Source organism: Planktothrix sp. PLAVEN19ND (genome assembly GCF_057220675.1).
In genome coordinates, this window is the sequence record NZ_JBXVTP010000002.1 from 33,214 (window position 1) to 59,901 (window position 26,688).

At 39.2% G+C, this 26,688-nt stretch carries 21 protein-coding genes, 3 pseudogenes and 2 CRISPR repeat arrays; of the genes and pseudogenes, 11 read left to right on the forward strand and 13 right to left on the reverse strand.

Translation table 11 applies throughout. The features are described from left to right. Positions 1-38: 38 nt before the first annotated feature. The 5 genes and pseudogenes from drmB to cas2 all read left to right on the forward strand — a co-directional run bounded on the left by drmB (position 39) and on the right by cas2 (position 5,803). On the forward strand, positions 39-1,907 hold the full coding sequence (gene drmB / locus AC2D3N_RS24200) for a DrmB family protein (RefSeq protein WP_484693864.1): 1,869 nt from the start codon (positions 39-41) through the stop codon (positions 1,905-1,907). A gap of 8 nt (positions 1,908-1,915) precedes the next feature. Beyond that, positions 1,916-2,710 (forward strand): DISARM system phospholipase D-like protein DrmC, encoded by a 795-nt coding sequence (gene drmC / locus AC2D3N_RS24205; RefSeq protein WP_484693865.1) that lies wholly within the window; start codon positions 1,916-1,918, stop codon positions 2,708-2,710. Between the two features lie 47 nt (positions 2,711-2,757). Beyond that, a pseudogene (gene cas1 / locus AC2D3N_RS24210) lies at positions 2,758-3,228 on the forward strand (CRISPR-associated endonuclease Cas1); the annotation flags it as partial. Positions 3,229-3,507: 279 nt separating this feature from the next. After that, positions 3,508-4,046: a CRISPR direct-repeat array (repeat unit 35 nt; unit sequence CTTTAGACTAAGAAATTAGTCGTATTAATGGAAAC). 266 nt (positions 4,047-4,312) lie between these two features. Further along, complete coding sequence (gene cas1, locus AC2D3N_RS24215) at positions 4,313-5,398, forward strand: CRISPR-associated endonuclease Cas1 (protein ID WP_484693866.1); 1,086 nt, start codon at positions 4,313-4,315, stop codon at positions 5,396-5,398. 126 nt (positions 5,399-5,524) lie between these two features. Then, positions 5,525-5,803 (forward strand): CRISPR-associated endonuclease Cas2, encoded by a 279-nt coding sequence (gene cas2 / locus AC2D3N_RS24220; RefSeq protein WP_484693867.1) that lies wholly within the window; start codon positions 5,525-5,527, stop codon positions 5,801-5,803. Between the two features lie 201 nt (positions 5,804-6,004). Here cas2 and AC2D3N_RS24225 read toward each other — a convergent pair whose 3' ends face one another. From AC2D3N_RS24225 to AC2D3N_RS24245, 5 genes are all read right to left on the reverse strand, one after another. Next, complete coding sequence (locus AC2D3N_RS24225; protein ID WP_484693868.1) at positions 6,005-6,454, reverse strand: pentapeptide repeat-containing protein; 450 nt, start codon at positions 6,452-6,454, stop codon at positions 6,005-6,007. Between the two features lie 44 nt (positions 6,455-6,498). Then, positions 6,499-7,266 (reverse strand): hypothetical protein, encoded by a 768-nt coding sequence (locus AC2D3N_RS24230; protein ID WP_484693869.1) that lies wholly within the window; start codon positions 7,264-7,266, stop codon positions 6,499-6,501. 55 nt (positions 7,267-7,321) lie between these two features. Further along, on the reverse strand, positions 7,322-8,548 hold the full coding sequence (locus tag AC2D3N_RS24235) for a hypothetical protein (RefSeq protein WP_484693870.1): 1,227 nt from the start codon (positions 8,546-8,548) through the stop codon (positions 7,322-7,324). A gap of 256 nt (positions 8,549-8,804) precedes the next feature. Then, complete coding sequence (locus AC2D3N_RS24240; protein WP_484693871.1) at positions 8,805-9,257, reverse strand: hypothetical protein; 453 nt, start codon at positions 9,255-9,257, stop codon at positions 8,805-8,807. 177 nt (positions 9,258-9,434) lie between these two features. Further along, on the reverse strand, positions 9,435-11,546 hold the full coding sequence (locus tag AC2D3N_RS24245) for an AAA family ATPase (protein WP_484693872.1): 2,112 nt from the start codon (positions 11,544-11,546) through the stop codon (positions 9,435-9,437). A gap of 252 nt (positions 11,547-11,798) precedes the next feature. On the opposite strand from AC2D3N_RS24245, the gene AC2D3N_RS24250 reads away from it, so the two are divergent. Both AC2D3N_RS24250 and AC2D3N_RS24255 read left to right on the forward strand, forming a co-directional pair. Beyond that, positions 11,799-12,308, forward strand: coding sequence for a cysteine dioxygenase (locus tag AC2D3N_RS24250; RefSeq protein WP_484693873.1), 510 nt, complete (start codon positions 11,799-11,801; stop codon positions 12,306-12,308). A gap of 84 nt (positions 12,309-12,392) precedes the next feature. Then, positions 12,393-12,584 (forward strand): hypothetical protein, encoded by a 192-nt coding sequence (locus AC2D3N_RS24255; protein WP_484693874.1) that lies wholly within the window; start codon positions 12,393-12,395, stop codon positions 12,582-12,584. A 191-nt stretch (positions 12,585-12,775) separates the two neighbouring features. After that, positions 12,776-13,673: direct repeats of the CRISPR family, unit length 36 nt; unit sequence GTCGCCCTTTTATTGGGATGACGAATTAATGGAAAC. A 69-nt stretch (positions 13,674-13,742) separates the two neighbouring features. Here AC2D3N_RS24255 and AC2D3N_RS24260 read toward each other — a convergent pair. The 6 genes from AC2D3N_RS24260 to AC2D3N_RS24285 all read right to left on the reverse strand — a co-directional run bounded on the left by AC2D3N_RS24260 (position 13,743) and on the right by AC2D3N_RS24285 (position 21,242). Beyond that, positions 13,743-15,233 (reverse strand): hypothetical protein, encoded by a 1,491-nt coding sequence (locus tag AC2D3N_RS24260; protein WP_484693875.1) that lies wholly within the window; start codon positions 15,231-15,233, stop codon positions 13,743-13,745. A 193-nt stretch (positions 15,234-15,426) separates the two neighbouring features. After that, on the reverse strand, positions 15,427-17,139 hold the full coding sequence (locus tag AC2D3N_RS24265) for a hypothetical protein (RefSeq protein WP_484693876.1): 1,713 nt from the start codon (positions 17,137-17,139) through the stop codon (positions 15,427-15,429). Then, positions 17,126-17,545 (reverse strand): hypothetical protein, encoded by a 420-nt coding sequence (locus tag AC2D3N_RS24270; RefSeq protein ID WP_484693877.1) that lies wholly within the window; start codon positions 17,543-17,545, stop codon positions 17,126-17,128. Before AC2D3N_RS24270 ends, AC2D3N_RS24265 begins: the two co-directional genes overlap by 14 nt. Positions 17,546-17,588: 43 nt before the next feature. Then, positions 17,589-18,464, reverse strand: a complete 876-nt coding sequence (locus AC2D3N_RS24275; protein WP_484693878.1) for an RAMP superfamily CRISPR-associated protein — start codon at positions 18,462-18,464, stop codon at positions 17,589-17,591. Further along, positions 18,457-19,509: a CRISPR-associated protein gene (locus AC2D3N_RS24280; protein ID WP_484693879.1), complete on the reverse strand. Its 1,053-nt coding sequence runs from the start codon at positions 19,507-19,509 to the stop codon at positions 18,457-18,459. The genes AC2D3N_RS24275 and AC2D3N_RS24280 overlap by 8 nt, the downstream gene beginning before the upstream one ends. A gap of 47 nt (positions 19,510-19,556) precedes the next feature. After that, complete coding sequence (locus tag AC2D3N_RS24285) at positions 19,557-21,242, reverse strand: Cas10/Cmr2 second palm domain-containing protein (protein WP_484693880.1); 1,686 nt, start codon at positions 21,240-21,242, stop codon at positions 19,557-19,559. Between the two features lie 319 nt (positions 21,243-21,561). Here AC2D3N_RS24285 and AC2D3N_RS24290 point away from each other — a divergent pair. Both AC2D3N_RS24290 and AC2D3N_RS24295 read left to right on the forward strand, forming a co-directional pair. Continuing rightward, positions 21,562-22,637: pseudogene (locus tag AC2D3N_RS24290) on the forward strand (DEAD/DEAH box helicase); the annotation flags it as partial. Positions 22,638-22,713: 76 nt separating this feature from the next. Further along, entirely contained in the window at positions 22,714-23,229 is a 516-nt protein-coding gene (locus AC2D3N_RS24295) for an SWIM zinc finger family protein (RefSeq protein WP_484693897.1), read from the forward strand. A gap of 536 nt (positions 23,230-23,765) precedes the next feature. Here the strand turns inward: AC2D3N_RS24295 and AC2D3N_RS24300 are convergent. Then, the gene (locus AC2D3N_RS24300) at positions 23,766-24,236 is read right to left on the reverse strand and encodes a helix-turn-helix domain-containing protein (RefSeq protein WP_484693881.1); all 471 of its coding nucleotides are present in this window, start codon (positions 24,234-24,236) and stop codon (positions 23,766-23,768) included. 60 nt (positions 24,237-24,296) lie between these two features. On the opposite strand from AC2D3N_RS24300, the gene AC2D3N_RS24305 reads away from it, so the two are divergent. Beyond that, complete coding sequence (locus AC2D3N_RS24305; protein ID WP_484693882.1) at positions 24,297-25,190, forward strand: tyrosine-type recombinase/integrase; 894 nt, start codon at positions 24,297-24,299, stop codon at positions 25,188-25,190. A gap of 110 nt (positions 25,191-25,300) precedes the next feature. Next, positions 25,301-25,432, forward strand: a pseudogene (locus AC2D3N_RS24310) (tyrosine-type recombinase/integrase); the annotation flags it as partial. Here the strand turns inward: AC2D3N_RS24310 and AC2D3N_RS24315 are convergent. Beyond that, complete coding sequence (locus AC2D3N_RS24315; RefSeq protein WP_484693883.1) at positions 25,429-26,685, reverse strand: tetratricopeptide repeat protein; 1,257 nt, start codon at positions 26,683-26,685, stop codon at positions 25,429-25,431. The pseudogene AC2D3N_RS24310 and the gene AC2D3N_RS24315 overlap by 4 nt on opposite strands. Positions 26,686-26,688 lie beyond the last annotated feature (3 nt).

Below are 26,688 nucleotides of genomic sequence, written 5' to 3' on the forward strand. Positions count from 1 at the left end.
CGTAAATCGTAAATCATAAATCATAAATCGTAAATCCCATGACTCAATCTCCACCCAAAAAAACCAAAGTTGGTGAACTGCGTCCAAGCCAAATTTTATTCACCTATGGAATTGGGGCGGTTGCCGATTTACCGAATCTTTCTGCAATGGTTATGGGACTAGAAGACTGGAATAGGAACCATACCATTGAACTCTCAGAAAATCGTCTTTTAGCCGCCGTTCGTAAAGAACTCGGAAATCAAGTTAAACAACTGCTTTCACCTCCTATGCCTCCTGAAAGCTCTGACCTGTCTAACCCCTTTGATGAAGGCTCTAAAATCGGGATTCCTGTGGCTCCGTTTCCCACTTGGATGGTTTGTCCTCGCTGTCGATTATTAGCTCCTTTAGCCTCCCAATTATTTGAACTCAAAATTAATCCTTATCGCCCTAATGAAACCCGTTATATTCATAAGAATTGCTCCAAAACCAGTAAACCTCCTGCCGTTATTCCTGCCCGTTTTTTAGTCGCTTGTGAACGAGGACATTTAGATGATTTTCCCTGGTCTTATTTTGTTCATCATGGTCAAGCAGCCTGTCCAGGGCCTTTATATTTAGAAGAAAGAGGCGTTTCAGGGAACGTTACGGATATTTTTGTTCGGTGTAAAGGGTGTGACATTCCGCCCCGAAGTCTATCCGATGCCTTTGGAGATTCGGGTAAAAAAAATATGCCCCGTTGTCGCGCTCATCACCCCCATCTTCGTAGCTTTGATGAAGATTGTAAAGAACAAATGAAAAGTATTTTATTAGGGGCTTCTAATAGTTGGTTTTCCATTACCTTATCCGCTCTTTCCATTCCCGTCGAGTCTAATGTATTAGGGCAGTTAGTGGAACGCAATTTTAATGCTCTTAGTAAAGCAAATAGTCGAGAAATTCTACAAGCTATTTTAGCAGCAATGCAAGCAATGGGACAACTGCAAGAATTTGCAAATTATTCCTTAGAAGATATTTGGAATACATTACAGCAACAACAACAAGGTTTAGAAACCAACGACAACGCACAGGATTTAAAAACTCCTGAATGGGAAGTATTTTCAACCGCTAACCCCAGTAAAAATAATTCAGAATTTCAGTTAAGAACTGTCGCACCTCCCGTTGGATTTGAAGCGTATTTTGAACCCACCGTGTTAGTAGAACGACTAAGGGAAGTTCGGGCTTTAATTGGTTTTACCCGCATTCAATCTCCTGGGGATTTTGCGGATACGGGAGAAATTCCCCGTGAATATCGAGTTTCTATTAGTCGTAAGCCTCCCACCTGGGTTCCCACGACAGAAGTTAAAGGGGAGGGAATTTTTTTGCGTTTTCAAGAATCTTTTTTACAAGAATGGGAACAACGTCCGGCTGTCCGCAAACACGAAATTTTAACCCGTGAAGCACATAAAAATTGGCTTAATAGTCGAAATTTAGATCCTGATAAAATTCATTCTCCCTCCATTCGCTATTTATTAATTCATTCCTTCTCTCACACCTTAATGCGTCAATTGTCAATTGAATGTGGTTATAATGCAGCCAGTCTTAGAGAACGGATCTACTCCAAACCCCCAGAAGACGAGAATGGCCCCCAAGCCGGATTATTAATTTATACAGCAACTCCCGACAGTGAAGGCACATTAGGGGGATTAGTCCATTTAGGTGAACCGAAAACCCTGGGACACCACATCAGTCAAGCCTTAGAGCAAATGCGTTTATGTGCTTCAGATCCCCTCTGTGCTGAACATAAGCCAATGGAGGGAACTCCAACCTTACATTGGGCTGCCTGCCATGCCTGTTTATTTGCCCCCGAAACTTCTTGTGAACGGGGAAATCAATTTTTAGATAGAACGGTATTAGTTCCGACGCTTGAACGGGATGATTTAGCTTTTTTTGAGTAAAAAAACTTGTGAATCGTCAACTTTTAGAAAAAATTCATCAGGTAGCTCAAGAATTACCGCCTCTGGTGTTAAACTCTGTCATTCATTCTTTGGTAGAGCAAGTTTTTGATTCCCATTATCCGTTCATTGATCAAATTTTAAATCAACTTTCTAATCCAATGTTTCGCCGTTTAGTGGGTGAATTGTTTACCCTTTGGCAACAAAATCAATCGGATTGGGATAGTCGTGCGATCGCATCTGCGTTAATGGCTTCAGCTTATTCGATTCAAACCGCTCAACAATCCTTAGCAGCCGAATTAGTTTGGACAGGCCCACCCACTTTAGGGATTCCAGTTCGACGGACAGATCAAGTCTTATTACAATTGATTCGAGACACCCAACAACAATTAATTATTATTAGTTTTGCAGTTTACAAAATCCCAGAAATTGCCGAAGCTTTATTAGAAGCCTTAGAGCGAGGAATTCAATTAAAAATTATTTTAGAAACTACTCAAGCAGAAGGGGGTAAGATGTCTTTTAAAGGAACAACCGCATTGGGGCAGAAAATCCTTAGAGACGCGCAAGTTTTTCTTTGGCCTGTAGAAAAGCGACTTCATGATTCGCAGGGACGTTATGGTTCTTTACATATTAAAAGTGTGATTTCAGATCAGAAATATTTATTTATTACCAGTGCCAATCTCACCGAATATGCTTTGACCTTGAATATGGAAATGGGAGTATTACTTAAAAGTCCAGCCTTAGCTTCTCAAGTCACAGAGTTAATTCATCAGCTAATTCATCAAGAAGTTTTAGTGGAATTATAGCTTTTAATAAAATTTTTCAAAAACCCTCAGAAAACAATTGAGAAATATTTCTCCAGCGCACAAAACGTCCTCCCACTGATCCAATTAATAGTTTATTGAGTTTGGGTTATACGTTACTGAGTCAAAATGTTTGTTCATTTATTGAATTAGCAGGATTGCATACTCACTTTGGCAATTTGCACGTTCCCCGTGATAATCATCCGGCTTTGGTGAGTGATTTGATGGAAGAGTTTCGCGCTCAAATTGTTGACTCATTTGTCAGTTATTTGGTCAATTCTAAAATTTTCTTGCTTGAAGATTTTACGTCTCCTGATGAATTGGGTGGGGTTTATCTTCAGCCGGATGCACTCAAAAAGTACCTGAAACACTGGGAGGAAAAGTTATATTCTGAGGTGACTCATCCTCAAACAGGATACAAAGTTAGTTTACGACGTTGTATTGAGCTACAAGTCCGAGAGTACATTGCGGCTTTGATGGGAGAGGTGGAGGTTTATCGCCCAATGATTTGGAAAAAATAGCAGGTAGTAGTAAGCCCTTTAGGGCTATCTTGAAACCAGGTTTATCGTCCGATGATTTGAAAAAAATAGCAGGAGGGAGTTAAGTTTCTGAGGGGGTCTGGGAATTGCTGAAATCCTCATTCTTTCGTTGACCCCCTCAGATCGCCCTCTCTGTCTCGGTTTCAAGCCTTAGTTATTCTTGTTTATTGAGAATAAATAGTATTTATTGAAGGCGAAACTTGACGCCCTCAGATTTAGGGGTTTATAATCCAGTCAGAGTAAGGCTTCTATGAGCCTAGACTTTAGACTAAGAAATTAGTCGTATTAATGGAAACCTTTCCAACCTTCTTTTTTAAGGATTTGACAAATTGCTTTAGACTAAGAAATTAGTCGTATTAATGGAAACTAAAGTGTCATTTCCTTGACCACCGTAGAGGCTATCAAAACCTTTAGACTAAGAAATTAGTCGTATTAATGGAAACTCCCCTTCTCGTAAACTCCTCCTGAGAAGGTGTAAAGCTTTAGACTAAGAAATTAGTCGTATTAATGGAAACAAGTCAGAAGATCGTCACCGTCGTCTCCAGAGAGGACTTTAGACTAAGAAATTAGTCGTATTAATGGAAACTTGACCACCACGAAGAGTGTCGCCGTCAAAACCAACGCTTTAGACTAAGAAATTAGTCGTATTAATGGAAACTTTACTCTGGTTGTCGGTAGCCATATACAGTTTTTCTTTAGACTAAGAAATTAGTCGTATTAATGGAAACTCATCTCGTTTCCAAATGTCTCGCTCTTCTTCATTTTCTTTAGACTAAGAAATTAGTCGTATTAACATAAAATTAAAAATAGTCTCAGCCTTGGATTTTAAAATATCCGAGGCTTTTTTAGATATAAAATCAAGAAAATATACTCAAAAAAATATTGAAAAATATCTTAAAACAAGAAAGATATATAACTTATATACAAAGTTATATAAACCCTAATTTTACCTAGATATAAACCTATATAAAGCTCTGCAAAAATTAGATTAAAGGAAAAAACAAACCGTAAAAACCAATTACCGTTTACATTTTTCCTGAGTTTACTCTTGAGTTAAATTGTGTTTATGCCAACAATTTATGTCATTCATCCCGGTTCCAGCATTGAAGTTCGCTCTCGTTACCTGCAAGTTTTTCACAAACAACAGTTGTGTTTAGGGGTTCCCATTAACCGAGTTACCCAAATTATTCTGTTTGGGATTTGTAACCTCTCCCGCAAAACTCAAGTTTTAATTGCAACTCGCCGAATTCCCGTATACTATATTAATGTTCATGGAGATCAGTTAGGAAGTTTAGAACTGACACCTCAACGTCCCTTCAAATATCAAACCCATCAGTTAATTTGTTCTCAAGATTTTGAATTTGTGCGAGCGATCGCAGAATCAATTATTGGGGCAAAACTCCACAATGAAATGATTGTTCTCAAACAATTACAACCGGAATTTGATCCCTGTAATATTGAGAAGACCATCAACTTTTTGCAACTTTTAGCTGATGATTTACCTTCAGCAAATTCCATCGAAGAATTATGGGATTATCATGCAACAGCCACTAGCTATTATTATCCTATTTTAGCATCATTAGTCCCCCAATGGTCAAACCCTCATTCATCTTTTCGTCTTGACCTCAGCCATCCTGTCCTGCAAATGTTGAAGCTCGGTTATACCTTTCTGCATCAACAAATGGCACTGTTTATTAATGATTTAGGTTTAGATCCTGAAATCGGTAATTTCCATACTCTCCGCCAAACAAACCAACCCTTAGTTGACAATTTAATTGAGGAATTTCGTCCGATTTTAGTCGATAGTTTAGTTGTTCGATTGCTGCAAACAGGCACAATTACTTCCTCAGATTTTGTGCCTCCCAATGGAAGTCGGGGTGGCTATCTCCAACCCTCCGCTCTCCAAATTTTTATTAACCATTGGGAAGAAAAACTCGCAACCCATATTCAGCATCCTTTCGCTGGAACAATTAGCTATCGCCAATGTTTTGAACTGCAAGCTAAAGAATACATCGCTTGTTTGTTAGGGGATGTTGAATTTTATCAGCCTTTATTGATGCAAAAGGAAAAAGGCAAAATCAAAAAAATGTATGCCAAAGAAGAATATCTAACTCAAAAAAATGTTGTTCAAGTTTTTAGCGGAAAAGACTAAAACTCTGGTTTTTTCCTAAAATTAGCTCCCCCTAAATCCTCTTGGCAAAGGGGGAGTTTAACACTTCAGTTCTCCGTTAAAAAATCGGGTTACCTTGTTAGGAAAAAAAGCAGATTTGAGTTTTCTATGTTTTATCTAATTTGTTACGACATTGTTGATGATCGTCGTCGAAACCAAGTTGCAAAACTGTTAGAACTTTACGGATGGCGAGTTCAAAAGTCAGTATTTGAAGCGGTTTTGAATGAGGAGCAATATAAACGACTTCAAAAATATTTGCTTAAATTGTTAAACCCCATTGAAGATCAACTCAGATTTTATCCCCTTTCTAAACGAAATCGAAATCAAGTTCTAATTTTAGGATTTAAACCTGAGTTTAAAATTGATGATCCTGTTTTTATTGTCTAATCTTATCTCCGTTCAATTGACCCGACGAATAAAATGGTACATTTCAAAAGTACGTTGTTGCGCTTTAGCGCCAATAAGTTTTTTCGCGCTGAAGCGCAACAACATACCTAGTATTCAAAATGACTGTTAAGCTATAATAGGTTATTCAGTGTAAATGGGTAACAGCTTGACCCTCCCCATTTTGGGGAGAGTTTTTATGTTTTAATTCTCGTTAAATTCCTTTCTCGCTTTTTTATGACTGATAATGTACACTCCCCAAGGAAGACGTACTGCCGTAATTGTTGTTAACTTTAATTGAGCGTGTTCAGGATTAGCAGCATCCAAATCAGCCCAACTGAGGTTAGTATGATGTAACTTTGTATGAGCCAGATTTGTACCACTCAAATTTGCCCAACTCAGATTAGCATCACTGAGGTTAGCATAGCTGAGATTCGCTCCTTCTAAGTCGGCTTGGCTTAAATTGACACCTTGCAAATTAGCTTTGTACAGAACTGCATAGCGTAAGTCAATCTCGCATAAATTCATCCCCGGTAACTTAATTTCAGTCAAATTTGTATAGCTAAAATCTCGCCGTCCTCTGGCATATTCATCCTGAAACTTTTGTGTAGAAAGCCGTTCACCGTTATTAACATAATCCATAAATTTAGCCATTATTTTCTCCTGTTTAATGTTTAAATCTGCCTTTTGCCTTGCTTCTAGTACCCTTTAGGAATTCCAAACTTGCCTCCCCCCGCAACTTTATGGCTTAAAGCCCGTTGCACAAAGTTACCTAACAAATCTCCAAAACCGGGTGCATTTTCCAAGTATTTATGGAGTCGCCGGAAGTCAGGGGTTTTGGAATTCCCCGTTGGGAAGTTTCCGGCTAAAACCCCAACCTGAGCCTGTTGTGCGATGTACTGACGAATGTAGTTGAGGTCATTCATCCATTTACGGACTGTTTCGGCTTCAGTGTCTTCTGTGCGGCGCATCCACTTTTTCCAGGGTTGGGAAGGTTGATAGACATGATGTTGAGTAACATCGAGCAGGTATTCCACGCCTTGTAGAAACTGTTGGGTTTTTTCTCGAATCAGCGATCGCAACTTTTTTTCTTCTGTATTGCTTAAAGTACCATTTTTTAAAGCACTTGCCAATTCATTAAGGTGAAACTGAATCGCTTCAGCAGCTTCCCGAATATCACTTTGTGCCCGTTTCAGGTTTTGCACCAGAGCATCGCACTGCTGCGGCATCAACACCGCCCCATCCGCCGCATTTTCCACTTCATGCACTTGATCAAGGTGTTGAACTAACTCAGGGTAGTCAATTCGTCCGGTCTGCTTCACTTTACTGATCCATAGACTTAATAACCGCATCTGGTAAGCTAACTTTTCCTCCGCTTGATTTGTTGGTAGAGGAATGAGCGGGGATGGTGTGGAGTTAGGAATGTGAGCGATACCATTAAAGGAAGTTGAGTGTTGTCCGTTCATGGTTGAATCTCCAAGGGTTGCTGAGTGGGTGAGGGAATTGACGTGGGGGAGAGATTTAATCATTTAGATCGTTGTATTGTTGAGCCATCAGTTCTCGACGTTGGGTTTCTAACCAGATATCTCGCTGGAGTTGAACGGCTTCACTAAAGGATTTTTGGGTATCTGGGCGATAGCTTAGGGCAATGGTGATCACACAGGCACAACCGCTAGTGATGAGCGATAGCAGCAGGAAGAACAGAGGAAATCCTAATCCTGACCAGTCTCCCTGGGTCAATTTAGCGATGAAACTGAGAATTGCTAACCGAGAGGCTTCGAGTCCAGAGGAAAGCTCACCGGATGGGGTGAAGTTTTGGGTATAAACCAGAGGCATTTTTTGTTGCAGAAATGCCAAGTCATTACCCATCGTGGCACGGACTGTTAGAGACTGTTGCAGTTGTTCTTTAGCCGTTTCATAAGCTTGGTAAGCTTTTTCGCGTAACTGTTCGACTTGAGGGCACAAGGGCAATTGTTCTAAGGGGACGTTTTCCCAGTTGCGATCGCGTTGTTCCCATGTGCCATACAATTGCACGAAAAGCGACTGCCAACGGGGGTGACTTTTATCCAGTTGGCTTAACTCTTTTTCCCCACTTTCGCATCGTGCTAAAGCATCTTTATATTGAGGGCTATCAATTTGTTTGAGGGTTTCTACACGGTTAATTTGTTCTTTGATTAATTCCTGAGCTTTAAGTTGGCTTAAACCGGATGAATTGAGTAGCAATTCTGTTCCGACTCCAGCTACGATAGACTGGAGCCCATTGAGACTGAGCATGGCTGCGATCGCCCAATTTGACCAAGAGCGGCTGTGAGGTTTACGCGCAGATACCGCCACGGCTGAATCGTTGGTATATTTGAGAATCAGAGCATTAGCCAGCACCGTCATCGGAACTGCAAGGATTCCCAAATCTTTAAAGGCAAAGTAGAGCAGGGGAAAGTTAGTCGCCGCATTGAGCAAGCTGCTGATGGACACTAAAGTGGCCGTATATTGGCTATCTTTTGCCAAATTTTCTGAGACGATGGCACGACCATGAAAGTCTTTAGGATCAGCAATTACTAATCCCAACAACTTCTCAATTAGCCCTGGTTTCGGTTCTTGATTTTGGGTATTTTTAGCAGGATTTTTCGCGTCTTCAACTAATTGGACACATTCAGGGCTTTGCTCAATGTAAAGGAGTAAATCTTGAACCTTTTTAGAGGTGTTTACTGAATTGTTAACCGATTGAGAAGCAGGTTTTTGGAAGTTCATACTGGCTACCCTTTAGTTTTTTAAGCCCCAAACCGAGTTCTAAGTTGAACTTCGATTTAGGAAAAAAAATTGCCTAAAACCTTGAGGTGTGACCAGATATTTAGTTTTGATTGAACTGAGTTTATCTTAGCAGATTTAGAGTATTTGTCAACCCTTAATTTTATCGAAATTAATATTCCATTCTTAAATATTTGCCACGCATCTGTATCGTGTAGAGACGTGCCATGGCGCGTCTCTACGTGAGGTTTAGCTCAGTTTAAGTAAACTGAATCATTAGGAATTTGTCATCCATTTCGACTCCCATGGTTTCTTGCCGCAATTGAATTTGCAGGTAGCGCACGAAGCAAAGCAACAAAGGGAAATGTTGCTCTAACGTTGCTGTGGTGGTGTAGGAACGCACAACCACACTTTTTTCTCGAATTATTCCCCACTGGGAACTTTTGTAAAATCCTTCTTGTTCAGACACACTCGCCCCCCCGAACAATTCCGCCATGAACTGTTTTGTTTGTTCAACATGGAAGGAAGTATCCGCCGGGACATTAGCATCAACGGTGGTTGGGACGATCACGGACACGGAACGATTCAGAACTTGAATCTGACAGTCGAAACCAGTTCCCGTATTGAGCAGTTGTTGCAGTTCTGGATATTGAGCGAACAGGCTGTTTTGAATTTGAGCGATCGCAACAGCATCACTATGTTGATATTTCATCTTCCGCAACCCCTTTTGTAGTGTGTCCCCTTCTGGAGAAGGGTTTCGGCTTATCCCTGCCGAAAAAAAGTGGCGTTTGGGATTTGGGTTATGCGGTTCGGCTTGATGCCTACCTCTGTAATATAAGAGGCGGTTTCCGATTTGTCAAGGGGTAGGGAAAATAAACATTTTTGATTTTTAATTGTTTTTGTAATTTTCTGCGATCGCTGTTCCTTCTTCCTGAATTAATGTGATCAATTTCTCAGGGTTAACAACTTTCACCTGTTTACCAAATCCTAAAATCCAACGTTTTAAATCAATATCATCCAATGACCAACAGGGTAAAGTCACCCGAAAACGGTTAGGAAATTTAGGATCTGAACTGGGTTTTAGAGAAAATAGAGTTTTATCCGTTTCGGTCGCTATTTTATAAGGACGACGAGACATTTTCATTTGACTGCGGTGGAAGCGTTGATTTCCTTCACTAATAAACTTAAAGATTTGATCCGTCATCCACAATTCCACTTGAATTTCAACTAACTTCCGTTCCTTTAAATTCGTACTCAAAAATTTGTGTTGTTCTTCTACACTTTTTCCTAAATAAATTCCAAAACTCGCTTTATAAAGAGTTGTTAGTTTTTCTAAAACCGTTTGCTGTTCTTCAAAAGAACGAGATTTATCTTTAATTTTAGCGAGGGATAACCGATCTAACCGTTCAAATTGCAGGAGTTTTTGGCGCTGTTTATCTTGGATTTCATAACCCAAATACCAAGCAATATTATGAAACACAACTTGCAACGGGTAAGCGGTAAAACCTTCTAGGTTTTGACCTGGAAAGCGTCCACTATCTCTAAAAAATTGAAATTCTAATAATTGCCCTTCTACAATTGCTGTTTCTAGCTGTTCTAAGTTTCTTAATAAGGCGGATGAGGGTAAAGTATTGGGGTTAACTATTCCTCGATTTCCAATAACTCTAGTGGGATAAACGGTTTCTAACTCTAGTAAACGACTGGACTCAATTCGGTTTTGAAACAATTGTATCATTTCCACTGCAACCGGATCATCGAAATGGAACTTTTGAGACTGTAATAATCCATAGAGTTTTTTTAATTCAAGCTCAGAAAAAATACCTGTTCCCATAAAATACCCCCGCTTTAAACTAAACTGGGGTAAAATTCCATAGGGTTTTAAAACTTTTTCGATATCTCGCTGTAAGCTATCTAAGGAATGACCAATAAGATTAGTTTCAGTTTGGAGCTTTTCGATTAAATCTTTTTGAGTTTTTCGTTTAGAGCTTGAATCTGTTTCAACTTTTGTATTGGTTTGAAAAGGATGATGAGCAATATAGCGAATTACTTTCATTAACCGTTCAAATGGTTCTAAATCAGAATAGCGATGCCAAGCTGTGTTTTGAGTTTTCAGTTGAGAAACTTCTCCTTCTGATAATAATTCTAATTGTAAATTAGCTTTTGAGTTTGAGATTCCCAAAAATCCATTATGTTCTAGGAATAATAAATCTTTCTGAATTGCATCTGGGTTACTATACACTTCTCCTTTGAGATAAGCTATCACCCCACAAATTTCTTCTATTTCTGTATTAAAGGGGGGAACTCTATCAAAAATTTCTTGTAGTTTATGGGGTGCGGTTTCGTGCAGTTCACCTAACCCTGGATATTGGATAATTAAGGAAATTAAAAAAATTAATCGTTCAAAATCCACTAATCGAGAATAGGGATGGAGGGTATAGTTAGCGGTTCGACTTTGGCGAGTTTGATAAGAACGAGAGAACCCTTTTAAAATCTCCTCAATTTCGGATAAGGTTAAGGATAACTCGGCTATATTAATTTGTTGAATCCCAATAAATCCTTCTGTAATATCGGGCGGGAAAATAGTCAGAAATTGAGTAAATTGATCAATGATAGTATCAGGAACTTGACGGGGACGGTTTTGGTTCCACTGTTTGCAGGTTTCTATGGGGGTTGTTAAATGCCAACCCATCCAAGTTGAATGTTTTTCTAAAGTAATGGCTATTTTCTGTAAAAAATTCAGTCGCCAAGCTCGTTTAACATTTGTGGCATCATAGATAATTAGTTTTCCCGAAGCGATCGCATTTTTAATCTGTTTTAGCACTTCAATTTCAATCTGTTTCCAGTCTCCCTGGATGCTTTCATCTCCAAAAAAATCTCGACGAACATCATCGGTAGAAACAATACAATAGCGTGGATCTAACTGGGCTAAATATTGGGCAAAGGTTGATTTACCGCTACTGGGAACCCCGATTAGAATGTGGTTAACGTCGGTTAAAAACATAAGTTTAAGAGTCTATCCTATAAATTCTGTAAATCCTGTTTTCTATTACCTGTTTTATCATTTTTACCTTTTTTCTTGTAAATTTTCCCGTCTCAAAACGTCGATAGTATGAAAACCCGTTGCTGTTTTCTCAACCTCAGCCATAATAACCATAGAAACGCAGGGGAGGCATAAAAACGGAACGGAAAAACGAAGAAGATCCAAGTGATAAGTGAGATGTTTTGGTTCACCTAAACGCTTGGAGGAAGCCAAATGAACTACTACTCCGTTACTCCCGTTCTGAATACCCATCCCCAGATTGTACGCGACTTTCCCTTAACCTTGGAGGACTTCCTAAATGCAAATATGGCTGTACCGTCCCATCTGCGAACCCTGGAACATCTGAAACCTTTGGTGGCGCGACTGGAGTTGTCGGAGTCCTTCTGGTGGCAGTTCGTTCTGTTCCATCCCGATCGATATGGGTCGAAAATCATCATTCGCAACGATGACGTTGAGATCGCCCTGATCTGTTGGCTACCGAAGCAAAAATCGGGGGTTCACCCTCATAAAAATGCGGCTTTGAATGTGACGAAAGTGCTACAAGGTTCCATTACCCAGCAATACTACCGTCCCGATCACCAGCGTCAGTTAGTGCTGGATCAGGAGGTAACGGTGGGTGATGGAGAAATCACTTGGACGGATCGCTACGAATATCACCAACTGGTGAATAATGCAGAGGAAAACTGCATCACGCTTCACGTTTACACCCCAGTTCGGGAATAAAAGCTAACAAGTTGAAGGAAAGGGTTAAATTCACTAACCTTTTCCTCATTAATCACCTGAATTTGATTGTGGGAGGAAGTTTGAATGTCGGAAGAATGTGTGAAAAATGGTTACTATTGTCCTTTTGTTCAAAATCCTCATCAATTGGATCAATATGTTTGTCTCAAGTGTGGAATTAAACGGGATTTAGAAAAGAAGGAAAAGTCAGAAGTGTTGGATTTTATAATCCTTTTCTTAGTGGGGATATTAATGGCAATTGTATTTTTTAGGCGTTGAGGGATGGGTTTGCGAGGCTGCGGTAAAATGGCTAGAATATCGATGGTATAGTTGGGAGGCTCGATAGTCTATGGGGGAAGGGTTTGAGGTGTTTTTAAAGGGTGTGATCATGGGGTTGGAGTCGTCGGATTTCCTCAGCCTCGCAAACGGGGTCTGGACATTCGGTGGCATATAGGGTTTAAAATGGAGGGGTCGCCCTTTTATTGGGGTGACGAATTAATGGAAACATGAATTTGTAACCGACATGGATCAGATTTTTATCATCAGGAGTCGCCCTTTTATTGGGGTGACGAATTAATGGAAACAATAGAACTGATTCGGATGTGTTGAGTAAACCCGTGTAAGTGTCGCCCTTTTATTGGGGTGACGAATTAATGGAAACTGGAGGGATAGGCTTGGAATAGCCGTTGATATCCCCAAGTCGCCCTTTTATTGGGGTGACGAATTAATGGAAACTTCCCACCGTCCCGGTTTTGATAGTTTTCTGGGTTATTTTGGTCGCCCCTTTATTGGGGTGGCGAATTAATGGAAACACCCACTCACCGACTTTTAAGGTTCTTTCAAATATCTTGGTTGTCGCCCCTTTATTGGGGTGGCGAATTAATGGAAACACAACATCAATAATTCTTTGACCTGAATAACGCATCGACTCAACACTGTCGCCCTTTTATTGGGATGACGAATTAATGGAAACGCTTTATCAACTTTCAACTGAGCTTCGACAATTACCTTTTTAGTCGCCCTTTTATTGGGATGACGAATTAATGGAAACCCGTGTTGGGAAACAACTTGGCGGAACGCTTGCCCAGATCGAGAAGTCGCCCTTTTATTGGGATGACGAATTAATGGAAACCAACCGGAATCACCTTTGATTGACTGAAATTTAGACTTAATTTCCGGTCGCCCTTTTATTGGGATGACGAATTAATGGAAACTCCAAGAATGAAGCCCACTGGTCTGCTATTTTCTTGGGTTGTCGCCCTTTTATTGGGGTGGCGAATTAATGGAAACGATCCTTTTGGAGTCGGTAGCCACGCCGGATCTTTGCCGTGAGTCGCCCTTTTATTGGGGTGGCAAATCAATAAAAACCTAATAAAAAATCCCTGAACTCAAGCTAAGTCAGGGATTTTTTTACTAATAAAGTTTGAATTTAGCGTTTTATAAGCTATTAGCTAAATCTTGAAGTTTTTTTATTAAATTAAACTCGGAGTTATTCTTTAATAATCCTAGAGAATGCAAAGCGCTAATAAATGGCTGTTTGACTTCATCTTGATAAATTTGATGTACTTCTTTTGAATAGTCAATATCTTTTTCAGATTTTGGATGGCCGTATAAATAACGAATTACATCATTTTTTTCTACTCCTCGTAAATTATGAACAAATTGATTTCTGAAATCTAAATTATGAGTTCTATAATATTCACAAGACCATTTTAATAACTTCCATTCCCAATTTTCAAGATTTAATTCCTCTTTAGCTAAACATTTCAGACACGAAAGTAATTCATCATTCTGTAAAAATTTCTTCTTAGACTTACTATGAAAACCCTTCTCATTCCAAGTCAAGTTATCTATTTTTCCAGATTTGTGACTATTTAAGTAAATAACAGCAGCCTTTAAAAATGTTTCTTGCGCTGCAATTAATAAAGTAATCCCCTGTAAATAGTTTTCTTGCTTAAACAATATGTCAATTAACTCTAAAGATTGATAAACTCGTTCAATGGCGTTTTCGGGTTTAAATTCATCTTCTTGGTTATCAACCGTTGCTTTGATGTTAAAAATATTTACTAACTCTTTCAATCTTTGAATCGAATCAGAACTATCAGGAAGTAATCCTTCTAATAAAATTAATGCTGCCCCAGGTAAACCCTCCTGAATTAACTTTTTAGCTTTTTCAATTTGCAGTTTTCGTAAATAGTTAGAGCTATCAATAATATCCACCGCATTAGGTTTATATTCATTGCTAACTAAAAAGTTAACTTGCTGATTAAACTTGCTCAAACTTACAAATTGTAAGGCTGAAGAAATAGCAGGAGTTCCCGCTTGGTGACTTAAATAAATTATTTCATCGGATTCTACACTAATATTTGTTTGAATTAGAGTTTCAACTAAACCAAGTACACTATTCCAGTTATCTAATCCTTCCTCGTCATCTGATCCTTTTTGGTGTTGTTCAGGTTTAAGGGTCAGAAAACTTAATTCCGTATCTTGAAACCAATCATTACGTTTAAAATACTCCTCATAAAAGCTTTGATTTTCACAAGTATCTTGCCAATAAGGAGATCTCTTACTTCGCTTCTGACTGTTGGGTGGAAAAATTTCATCTTGATCTGTTAAAATTATAATCACCCGATTAATTTTAATCTCATCATCTTGTAATTTTTTAGTAAAGCCATCTAATAAAGGAAAAATTAATTTATCATAATGCTGTTTTAAATCTTTACCATATACTTTAGCTAAAACCCTAGAAGGAACAGCATATTGCTTTTGGCTTTTATTTTCAACAGTAGAAGGCTTATCTACTTCTTGGGGTTTTACTTGAAAATTACTGAGTTCACTTTTAGCATTTGTATAAAAGTGATCCCATCGCTTCTCAGTATTCAATTGAATATCGCTGCTACCAGTTGTCAGAATCCAAGTATTTTTCATATAAATCTCCCATTATTAAAACTTTTTAACACAAATTACACCCCAGAAATCCGGTTTTTAGACAAAAGTTTGAGTTTCAATCGAAAGACTATTGCTAGAAACTCGGTTTCTGACTTTATTTTAACAATTAGGGATAGAAGCATTAATGTATTTCGTGCGATTGACGGTAAAGCTTCTATCCGATTCTGCTAAGTTACCCTGGATAAAGTAAACTAAACGAAGTTTTTGTGTCTAGGAATGTTAGAAAATCTTCTGCATTTTGAGATTCATCCTTATCAAGAATATTAGGAAAAATCGTTAACAGTTCAATATATTCTCCTGTTGGCTGCCAAGTGTTATCACTAGCTTTAATATAGCGAGGATACATTCGATGCCAGATTCTCCCAATTTGATTTAACTGTCCCGTTAGCAAAGTCTTTTTAATCGTTTGAACTCCTGAATAATTGCTATGAAACCACCCTACCGCTTTACTATCAAACTTATTATTAGCGATTCGTCCCCAAACCTGTACATTATCAGGATGCCATGTTTCTCGCCAAGAAACAAAGGTATTAGGATTACTCACTTGCTTTTTCTTGGAGCGTACCCATGTTTGCAGGTTAGTTCTGAGTTTCTCTAAAAATATTGTAATATCTGTCAGTTCACCCACAGGAACATAATATTTTTCTGAACCTTCCAAGAATTCCCAATGGCATCCAATCATAGGATTATGATGAACATTATTAGCACAATTGTTAACATATTTAGGGAATACTAACCGATGATCAACCCGTCGCCAAGATTTACCAAACCCACCTAAAAGCATAGAAAATTTAATCAATTGAGTGATTAATTTTTTTAACTCCCGAGTAGTTTCTTCATCAGGTAAAGAACGCATCCCTAATAAATCAAGGTTTCCTGCTGTTAGTTCAAAAATTGGTAAACTTGAATCTTTGTAAGGATATTGATCTAAATTTAAGCCATCAAATTTATAAGAAAAAGCAGTTCCAAGTAGACCCGCAATGGATTTTTTCTGATCTGATCCAATGGATTTCTTCTGATCTGCAATTCCTCCCCACAATTCTTGAGTTAAAGCTTGCGTGGTTGCCTCGTCCGTAACGCCTGCAAATAAACGCTGAGTATGACCTCGTAAAGCCGCTTTGAATAGATTGGGTCTAAATTCTCCTTGGTCAGCAAAATCACCAGATTTATAAATTAAACGAGATGCTAAACCTTGACCCTTCAGTTTAACTCTTAATAGCGGAGATTTACCATGATGTTGAGGTTGTCCATAACCTGCACTGGTTCGTAAACCAATGCCTTTTTCTATAGCACGATGCCAAATTAGCCAAATTTTTTCCCATTCATCACCAGAGAGTTTTTTAGAACTAGAAATCCCAAAGACTAATGTAGTTCCTAGCAACGAAATCTGAATTAATGCACGATGGGAATTAGAATTTTTGATTTGCCAATCTTCTTGAGGATGGATTAAATCAACCAGGGGTGTTTTTTTCCAAGTTTCATTCTTAGGATATCCCCCATGAAACCGAAGAATCCCTGGACGAGTTTTTTTCCCTTCTTTTCCCCCACAATAATGTTGTGCTTCTTCAGGGGTACAAGCTCGTCGGAAGGTTCCTTTCATACTCGAACCAGGATAATAGGGATAACCTTTAGCGGCAATCACAGGTCGAATAATGTCTTCATCCTGTCCACTATTAGACACCCAACGCCAAGGAATTTTATAGGGTTTTGTTTCGACATCAGCACCAAACTGAGGAGTTTTTTTGACGGTTCCTTTTAACCATTCATCCACCCAGTCTTCTGCTTGTTGGCGAGGTTCATCTTTAATAAACTGAATTTGGCATCGTCCCTCAATCTGAGCTTGAAACATTAAAGGAACGTAATCGCATTCTCTAGTTATCATCATCGTTTTGCTCCTCTGGAATTAAGTTTTTATAACGTTGTGTCCACCACACCAAACTGTCACAAAGTTGGATTAATATAGCTAATGCAACTTTGCGTTGTTCCTGGGGAAATGTCCAAAGTCGTTGCGCCAGATCTCGAATAGCGGCTGGTTCGCCACTGCTCACATCATCATTGGGAATTTCAATTCCAGCATCACCCATAATTTCAACTAACTTTTTCCAAGTTTCTAGCCAGTATCGAGCTTTATCTCCTTTCAAACGAAATTGTTCTCCCCAAAATCGTTCTAAGCCATAAGCAACTGTCATTCGCATCTTATAAGATTCTTTAATCCCTTTAGGATATTCGTGACAACATTTGAGAACTAAATCATGGGCTACTTGGTCAACTTTTAAAGAGGTAAATGCCATAGTCTATGCTCCTAAATTCAGGTAAACAAAAAAATTTTCATCTCTATTGATTAACGTCATTGGTTTGATTATCAGTTGGAGGTTCTAGCCCGTGAATACTAACTAAACAATGACCAAAACCAATAGATTCTAAACCTCCGAGATAAATTTCTGCACTATTTTCTCCATTAAAAGGTTGCCATTTTCCTCCGTTTGGATCATTTCTTAAAGCAATGGGAAAGGCTAAAATTGTATCTTCGGGTAAAGCTTCAGTATTAAAAAATTGACCTTTTTTAGCCCGCTTTTCTTGTTCTTCTAAGGATACGCGAGTTTGGCGATACAGAGCCATATCATGAATCATCCCAATTTCGTTATCGGAGACAACAACGGCGGGTAATTCCTCTCCAAAGGGAAACCAAAGTGATAAATCTTTTGAGTCTTCAATGGTTAAAAACCCATAGTTAAAAAATAATTTTTCTTCCTGATTAATAGCTAGGGGTTTTAAGGTTTGCGATCGCGTATATTCGCTGGGAATATCCAAATCTTTTAGCAGCGTTCCATCTTCAGTTTGAATCAACTCACCTGCTATCCGTTGATAGCGTTTTAACAGACGAGGACTACTAACCCAAACCATCGGTTGTCCTGGGCAAAATACCGGAAGCCAGACAATCGAAGCATATTCTATTTTAACGAAAGATTCACTGGTTTTATCTGATAGTTCAGAATCTGCTTTATTGCCATACCAGTAATTTTCGTTAACGTTAGAATTAGCTCTCATTTCACTGCGTAAGCGACCCCGAATTGAACTCCCTGGAATAATCCCCGTTTGCGTAAATTGATCTCGGAAAATTAGATTCAGATTTCCGCTTTCTTCTCCTGCGGTTGCACCCACATGAAGAGGAGCTAAAGTTTTAATAATGCCAAGAGCTTTGTTATACATCAGTTACTCCTTGAATTGTTAATGGTAAACTTAAACCGCATCCAACATGGCGAAGACTATAACCTTCCTGGGGAAACCAACTTTCGTCCCAGTCCCGCCAAGTTTGATTGAGAGGTTTATCTAAGACATAAACACTCCCTGGAGGTACAGCATAGCGTCCTCTCCCTAACCGTCCCTGACCTGTTCCTTTTCCATCTCCAGTTCGATAACGATAGGGAATAGGTTTATCGGTAAGCATTTTAGAAATAGGAAAATTTGACTGAGGATAACGGTAGGAAAAACGAGTAGATCCCCAAACCGCCGGAGTAATTAAAGCAAATGCTTTTTGAATTGAATCTCGAAAAGGCTGAAAAAATTTATCATTTTCTGGTATTTCAATAGAGTTAATTTCTACAACATGGTTTTCTCCTCCAAAACGATACCATCCTGATTCTAAAAATTCAGTGGATAGATAAACAATGCAAGTGTCATCTTCCATTTGAACCGCATATTCGAGAAACAAACCATCTTCATCTTTAACGTGACGTTGATTTGTTTCTAAATCTGGGTGCAGCATGGGAATAAATTTCCAAGGCGGTTTAGCTGCATTTTCATTTTCTAAAATCAGATCAGGGGGATGATTCCAACTATTAATTGTTTGCCATTGATAGTCCGGTTCAATCTTATGGTTTTGTCGTTGCCATTTCTGGTTTTCAATAAACCATTCATCACAACCATCATCAGAAATAATTTTTGTCCAAGGAATCGGAACATAAAAATATTCAGGAGCATCTAATTTAGCCCAAAATGGCCCAGCCACATACAAGTTATCCCGAAGTTGTTTTTGAATCTCTGTTTTTGTCAATGCACTTTTGGTTTGATTTTTTTCTCGGCTAGAACTAAAGATAAGCCCTGATAAAGTAGCAGCTTCGGGAGGGAATTTAGAACGAGAACGTCCCACCAAATTTTCAGGAGAAAGAAAACCGCCTGCACTTCCATACATTAATCCTAAAGGCGTAACTGTAATTAGATATTGAAATCGAGGTGATTGTTTTTGTTGAGTCATAATCAAGAGGTAAAATTAGTAATTTGAAAATAATTAGATGATTTTATTTAGGAACACAGTTGCCATCCCACCTCAATTAAATCATTAATCCAAAAGATTAATTCTAAGGAAGAATCTTTACCTACTATTTTCTCCCGTTCAAGAGATAAATATTTATCTTCATTCTGAAAATAAATTTTAACTAAAGCCAGGGCAATTCTTTCATCAATTAAATCTTCTTGCTGTTCCGTCAAACTTAAATCAATCGAATGACGAGATTTGAGATAAGCTAAATCCTGATAAACATGGCTCCAATTTTGCCGTTTTTCTCGATCTTGATATTGTTGTAAAATTCTTAAATAGTGCCAAGGGCAAGTCCATTGCACATATTGACCACTATTAAAAACGATTCGGATAGTAACGCGATCGCGTCCTAAATTTTTAGAGCGTTCTTGAGCTTCGCGACAATGTTGTAAAATATCCCGTTGGGGAACACCAGAAGCCGCCCAAACAAACCCTAAACTAAGCGTAATTGCTTGTTCATGTTTAGCCCATTCTTGAGGAAGTTCCATTAACCAATCAATAATGGTTTGACGAGGAATCGGTTGTTTTGGGTTACGACTATAAATAACTCCTAAAAAATCATCTCCTCCTGCATAAACAATTCGGCCCAATTTCTTTTTAGAAAACTCTTTTGCAAAGTTTTTTCCCCATTCCCGCATCGCTTTACTAAATTCTTGAAGTTTTTGATCACCTTCTTCCTCAGCAATTTCTTTAAGTCTATCTCCAACCTTATCCCCATCTCCCATAAACCAACCTGTCCACTGTCCATCTGAATTTGGGTTGCTATCTTCAGGACGGCGAACAATATCTTTAAAACTTCTTCCTAAAAATGGCATTTCTAACGATTGGCTAATATCACTGCGAGTGACTAATCGCTTTACTAATTCAGGAATACTTAGGCGCTCTGAATCAGACAGAAATTTGCCTTCGGGTTGTACTTCTGGATCTGAAACTTCAGCAGTCAATGAGATTTCTTCTTCTAAATCTTCTTCTTCTTGGGTTTCTGGATGAGTTTCTAAAGCTAAGGATAAATCTGTGTAGAATTGTTTTATAGCTTGGCGTTCAGGAGCAGATAATGCTTTTCTAGGGTCTAGGGTTTTACAACCTAATCCAGGGTGAGCGATCGCATCGGTTCCTGTTAAACTAGAGCTTTCACCAACCCAGTTTAAAGCAATCCAGTTCCGAGACAGTTTTTGTTCCTCCAAATCTTCCATCGCAGTTTTTGGTCTTTTACCTTCACCTCGAAAAATTTCCCAGCTATAATTTCCCCAATGTTGCCATTGTTCTTCCCAATCATAAGTATATTGAGGTAAGTGATTTTCAACCCAACTTCGGCATTGTTTCAAAATCTGTTTCCATGCTGTTAGTAGTGCATCCCTAGCTTGTTGTTCACTAAACTCTCCTCTTAACAAGATTCGATTCGGCATTCCTTTGGGAATATTAATCAATCCGGGCGACAAAACTTGACAGTTTTTTTCAGCTTCTTTCACCAATCTATCAGTTAGATAGGAAAGGATTAATGATGCACCATAAAGGTCTCGCAGTTTTCGGGACTTCTCGATAAATCCCTGAACTGGGGCAAATGTAACAGCAACGTAACAATCCATAACTCCTGGTTCTGGCACTACAATTGGTGAACTTTTAACCTGATTAAAATCTCCCAGGACATTAGAAAATCTAATGTTCGCCACAGGTTTAATCAGCCGAAACTTGAACGACTCGTCCTGATACTTAAATTACAGCATTTATAGAAAACCTTAATCCCATTTGATGCGATTGACGTAATTCTTAAGATTTTCTTGATATCCCTTTTCTGTCCTCCTCCGAAATAACCAAACAATCAAGCTAAATTATTTTAAAGTTCACCAACCCGATATAAAATGTAAGCAAATTAAAATAACATCCCCCAATGAAAATCCTGCACGGAACTTGGATTCCTGAAACAACAGGTGATTTCATCGAACAAGGTGCATTTTACCTTTGGGTTGAAACTTCGACCCGAATCTTGAATGGCGACGAATTGTTGTTGATGAAGCTCAAAATATTAAAAATCCCAAAACCGCTCAAACTCGTGCGATATTAAAACTCTCGGCTCAATTTCGATTAGCTTTAACCGGAACTCCCGTTGAAAATCGTCTCCTGGATTGTGTGTACCAATTTTTAATTTTTTGAATCCTGGTTATTTGGGGAAAGAAGGTCAATTTCGCAAGTCCTTTGAAATTCCTATTCAAAAGGATAATGACCGGATGAAATCTGCAACTTTAAAGAAACTTGTAGAACCCTTAATTTTGAGACGAGTTAAAACTGACCCTTTAATTATTAATGATTTACCCGATAAAGTTGAGCAAAAAGTGTATTGTAATTTAACGAAAGAGCAAGCTTCTCTGTATGAAGCCTTGGTGAAGGATGTGGCTGAAAAAATCAATGAAGTTGAAGGGATTAAGCGAAGAGGATTAATTTTATCAACGCTGATGAAGTTAAAACAAATTTGTAACCATCCGGCTCAGTTTTTACAGGATGGAAGTGAATTTTCGGCGGCGCGATCGCAGAAATTACAAGGATTGGCAGATATGGCAGAAGAAGCCATTTTAGAAGGAGAAAGTTTATTAGTTTTTAGCCAGTTTAAAGAAGTCTGTGATGGTTTAGAACGCCACTTTAAACATCATTATCATTATAACACTTATTATATTCATGGGGGTACAAATCGCACGAAACGGGAACAAATGATTACTCAATTCCAAAATCCTGAGACAGAACCTTCTGTCTTTATTCTCTCTTTGAAAGCCGGAGGTGTGGGAATCACTTTAACCAAAGCCAATCATGTATTTCACTTTGATCGGTGGTGGAATCCGGCGGTGGAAGATCAGGCAACGGATCGAGCTTTTCGGATTGGTCAAACGAAAAATGTATTTGTTCATAAATTTGTGGCTTTGGGAACTTTGGAAGAAAAAATTGACGTGATGATAGAAGATAAGAAAAAACTTTCTTCTCAAGTCATTAGCAGTGATGAATCTTGGTTAACAGAATTGGATAATGAAGCGTTCCAACGGCTTATTCAATTGAATAAACTGGCTTTATTGGAGTAGTTGATTGGTTTTAATTTTGTAGGAGTAATCATCTATTATGGCTCAATTTAGTCGGACTTGGTAGGGAAAACAATTTATTGAAGCGTTAGAAGCTTTTAGTGACCCTGCACGTTTGGGTCGAGGACGTTCTTATGCAAGGGGTGGTAAGATTCTTAAGTCGAGTATTGATCAAAATCGAATTACGGCAACCGTTAAAGGTTCAATTAATCCCTACTTTGGGGTTTATAAAGAACCTCGATATAATACGACTATTGAAATTACACCGATTAGTTCTAGCGATTGGTCGAAAGCGATTAAATATTTGTCTTCAAAAGCAAGTTTTGTGTCTAAATTATTAATGAATGAAGTTCCCGATAATATTGAGGATGTTTTTTCGGAAGTGATACCAGAGAAAATTAGTGCGCGAGAGTTTTGGTTAGGAACCCATCGACTTCCTCAAGTGGTTGAAGAACCCTCTTCTGTGAGTTTACCTGCTATTTTAATTAAAAAACAAGGAGATTTTCCGGCTTTTTGGAAAAAGGAGAATTCTTTTATTCAAGTTATGGAGGAGTTCTACCAACGAGTCAAAACTAAAAATAAGGACTTGATTTAGCTTGGGAACAAATATATAGACCATAGACATTATCTGGCTCAAATTGAACGGTTTTCAGCTTGTTGCTGTTGTTTTCTATGTTTCAGTCTAAGAGATGTCTCGTCATTTGGCTACCGTTATTGATTGACTCTTAGCCTAAAGTTTATGCAAATCGTTACATTTCTTCACACTTTCCCTGAGACTTTCCCTACAACCGAGTCTTTTCCTAGCCCAATAAGATAGGGAGAAATTATCACCTTGTTGGATGATTTGATTTAACTTTTCGTTAAGTTCGTTGTAGATTTTTATTCAATTTTTTGAGATTAATTGCTTTTTAACAATACTTCGGACAGTTTTTGAAGATGGGCTTGAGGTAAGGAACTATCTGAAGGCAGCCAGAAAACAAGTGAATCGGATGGGCTGTTTGTAATCAAATTAGAAAAAAAGCTATTTTTTTTCTTTATACGCAAGTCGTCTGGAGTTGTTGCTTGAAGTGCCCGATTCGTTTAGTTTATCTCTATGATACGCTGCCTAAGAACTCTCCGAAAATTGCTTTATTATTTAGCTTTGTGCTTTCCATCCCGATAAGACTGACCACACATCGGACAAAACCGATATTGCTCAGAAGTAATGGGGTGAGAACAGTGGGAACAGCGATCGCACAAAACCCCCCCACACAAAAAACAAAACTTGGCCCTGGGGTCAAGCCACCCCAACTCCGGCACCGTCCCCGGTGTCCAACAACACAGACACAGTTTCAGCGCCTGAGACACCTCCACTCCCGTCCCCCGCACCGCCGCCTCCAAATACGCCACGGGAACCCCCAAAACCTGAGCCAGACCCCGTTTCGCCTTTTGGCTTAGACGAGTTGTTAACCCTCTCTCAATCTTGCCAATACTTTGCAGATGCAACCCACACCCTTGCGCCAACTGCTCTTGACTCAGACGCTTCAGTCCTCGCAGCCGTCGCACGTATTCCCCCAGGGTTTCCTCGGGTTGGGGCAAAAATTCCGATGTTAAAGTGTGCATTAAAATATGCTAAAAACAGTAGTTATTAACCTCTTCTTATTTCAGCATAATTCCTGTTTTATGACAACCACAATTGCTACAATTGCCACCCAATTTTTACAGCGTCCTGAACTCTCCCCAGCTACCCGAAAGTCTTATGAACTCACCCTAATTCCCTTCCTGCAACAGTATGGCTTTTGGGAGATTAAAACACTAGATCGCCAACAAGTACGCGACTACCTCGACTCCTTAACCCACCTGAGTTACACCACCCACCGTCGCCATCAACGCATTCTCATCGCCCTCATGAACTTTGCCGTAGATGAAGGCTATATCCCCATCAACCCCATCGCCCGCCTCAAACCCAGAAAACCCGATGCCCAGCAAGGAGAACACCACGAAGACAGCACGATCCGCTACCTCAAACCCGATCAACTCAACGCCCTATATCAAGCCATCCGCCACCTCTCCAACTGGCGACTCATGGCCTTAGTCCGTTTACTACACCGCAGTGGGGCCAGAGTCAGTGAAGTCCTCGCCTTAGATCTCGACCAAATCAACTTCTCCGACCGCAAATTCCAAGTCATCGGCAAAGGCAATAAACGACGCTGGTGCTTCTACAGCGTTGATGCAGCCCAAGCCTTAGAACGCTATATTCAGGGAACTCGCCCTCCCCAGGCCACCGCCTTATTTGTCGCCCAGCACCCCAAAACCCTCCAGATCAGCCGCCTTAGCTACAGCCAAGCCTATCAAGACTGGAAAGACGCGATCGCCCTCGTCCCCACACTTCAAGACGCTAGATTGCATGATTTAAGACATACTTTTGCTACCGAGCGAGTCGGGTTAATGGGTTTAGAAGAATTACGGGCGTTGATGGGACATAGTAGTATTCAGACGACCTTACAGTATCAAAAAGTGACATCAGAGAAAGCGGAATTAATTGCTCAAACAGCCTTAGATAAATTGCTGGAATAATTCAGCTTAAAGTCTGTCAATTTACATTAAAGTCAAGAGTATTAATACTACTCTGGAAGCAAGGGGAAGAAGACAAATGTTGATAAAAAAATCAATAATTAGAGGAAATGGGATATTATTGGGCTAATCGAGGTATTGATACTCGAACAATTCAGAGTTACTTGGGACATAACAATATTCAGCATACTGTGCGTTATACCGAATTGGCATCTGGCAAATTTCAGGGTCTTTGGGATGATTAATCTTTACAATTCCTATTGATTACCCATCTCCCCAAAATTTTTCGCTCTCCCAAATCCAAGTTGCCCATTTGATAATGAAGCTCTGCTAGATTGTAAAGAACGATCGCCTCGCTATCAGACTCGTTAATTTCTCTAAAGATTTCCAATGCCGCTTGCAAGCATTCCCAAGCTTCTGTATATCGTTCGAGTTCGCTTTGAGTATTTCCTAAATTACATAATGCTGCTGCTTCTCCCTGGCGATCGCCGATTTGTCGTGCTATATCTAAATGGTGCTGATAGTATTCGATTGCTTTCTGATAGTTTCCTAGAGTATAGTATGCAGAACCTATATTATTTACTGCTCTTCCTACTTCAATAGGCTCGTTTATCTCCTGTGCAACAGTCAAACACTGTTCAAAATATAAAATGGCTTGGTGATGGTTTTCCAAAGCGTTGTAAGCAAGACCTATCAACCTTAATGATACTGCTTCCTGGGAATGGTTTTCTAATTGGCGAGCCACACTCAAACTTGCAAAATAAAACTCGATCGCTTTCTCGTACTCTCCTAAGCAATCGTAAGCAGTACCTAATCCTCCCAGTAAAGCCCTTATTTTGGGCAAATTTTCTACCTTTGTGGCAACGCTCAAACTTTGTTGGTAGCATTCTATAGCCTCCTGATACTTTTCTATAGAATAGTAAGTATTTCCCAAATTCCCTGAAGCTTGTCCTATTCCAGATTGATCGCCGATCTCCTGACTAATGATTAAGCCTTGCTGATAGAACTCAACAGCTATTTTGTACTCTCTTAGCGCTTGATAAACTAAACCAAGGTTATCCAGCACTTTACTCTCGTTGGCGCGATCACCAATTTGCCTCGTCATATTTAAGCTTTGCTGTTGATAGTCAATTGCCTGTCGATAATCTCCTAAAAAGTAGTAGCTAACGCCTAGACTGCACAATGCTACCCCTTCGATAGTGCGATTGCCAATTTCCTTAGCAACGGTCAAGCTTTGTTGAGAGCAATTAATAGCTTGTTGGTAGTCTTTGAGGGAATAGTAAGCAATGCTGAGATAGTTTAATGCCGTTCCTTCTGCGGAGCGATCGCCTACTTCTCTGGCAATGGTTAAACTCTGCTGGCAAAAGTCGAGTGCCAGTTTGTAATCTTCCATTGCTAAATAGAGCGAAGCGAAGGCTCCTAATGATTCTCCTTCCCGACTGCGATCACCAATTTTTCTAGCAATGTTCAAACTTTGTTGGCAGAACTGAATTGCCAATTT

Coding starts and splice junctions, on each gene's coding strand:
- drmB (WP_484693864.1), top strand. CDS start 39: ATGACTCAATCTCCACCCAAAAAAACCAAAGTTGGTGAACTGCGTCCA.
- cas1 (WP_484693866.1), top strand. CDS start 4,313: ATGCCAACAATTTATGTCATTCATCCCGGTTCCAGCATTGAAGTTCGC.
- cas2 (WP_484693867.1), top strand. CDS start 5,525: ATGTTTTATCTAATTTGTTACGACATTGTTGATGATCGTCGTCGAAAC.
- AC2D3N_RS24225 (WP_484693868.1), bottom strand. CDS start 6,454: ATGGCTAAATTTATGGATTATGTTAATAACGGTGAACGGCTTTCTACA.
- AC2D3N_RS24230 (WP_484693869.1), bottom strand. CDS start 7,266: ATGAACGGACAACACTCAACTTCCTTTAATGGTATCGCTCACATTCCT.
- AC2D3N_RS24235 (WP_484693870.1), bottom strand. CDS start 8,548: ATGAACTTCCAAAAACCTGCTTCTCAATCGGTTAACAATTCAGTAAAC.
- AC2D3N_RS24240 (WP_484693871.1), bottom strand. CDS start 9,257: ATGAAATATCAACATAGTGATGCTGTTGCGATCGCTCAAATTCAAAAC.
- AC2D3N_RS24245 (WP_484693872.1), bottom strand. CDS start 11,546: ATGTTTTTAACCGACGTTAACCACATTCTAATCGGGGTTCCCAGTAGC.
- AC2D3N_RS24250 (WP_484693873.1), top strand. CDS start 11,799: ATGAACTACTACTCCGTTACTCCCGTTCTGAATACCCATCCCCAGATT.
- AC2D3N_RS24255 (WP_484693874.1), top strand. CDS start 12,393: ATGTCGGAAGAATGTGTGAAAAATGGTTACTATTGTCCTTTTGTTCAA.
- AC2D3N_RS24260 (WP_484693875.1), bottom strand. CDS start 15,233: ATGAAAAATACTTGGATTCTGACAACTGGTAGCAGCGATATTCAATTG.
- AC2D3N_RS24265 (WP_484693876.1), bottom strand. CDS start 17,139: ATGATGATAACTAGAGAATGCGATTACGTTCCTTTAATGTTTCAAGCT.
- AC2D3N_RS24270 (WP_484693877.1), bottom strand. CDS start 17,545: ATGGCATTTACCTCTTTAAAAGTTGACCAAGTAGCCCATGATTTAGTT.
- AC2D3N_RS24275 (WP_484693878.1), bottom strand. CDS start 18,464: ATGTATAACAAAGCTCTTGGCATTATTAAAACTTTAGCTCCTCTTCAT.
- AC2D3N_RS24280 (WP_484693879.1), bottom strand. CDS start 19,509: ATGACTCAACAAAAACAATCACCTCGATTTCAATATCTAATTACAGTT.
- AC2D3N_RS24300 (WP_484693881.1), bottom strand. CDS start 24,236: ATGCACACTTTAACATCGGAATTTTTGCCCCAACCCGAGGAAACCCTG.
- AC2D3N_RS24305 (WP_484693882.1), top strand. CDS start 24,297: ATGACAACCACAATTGCTACAATTGCCACCCAATTTTTACAGCGTCCT.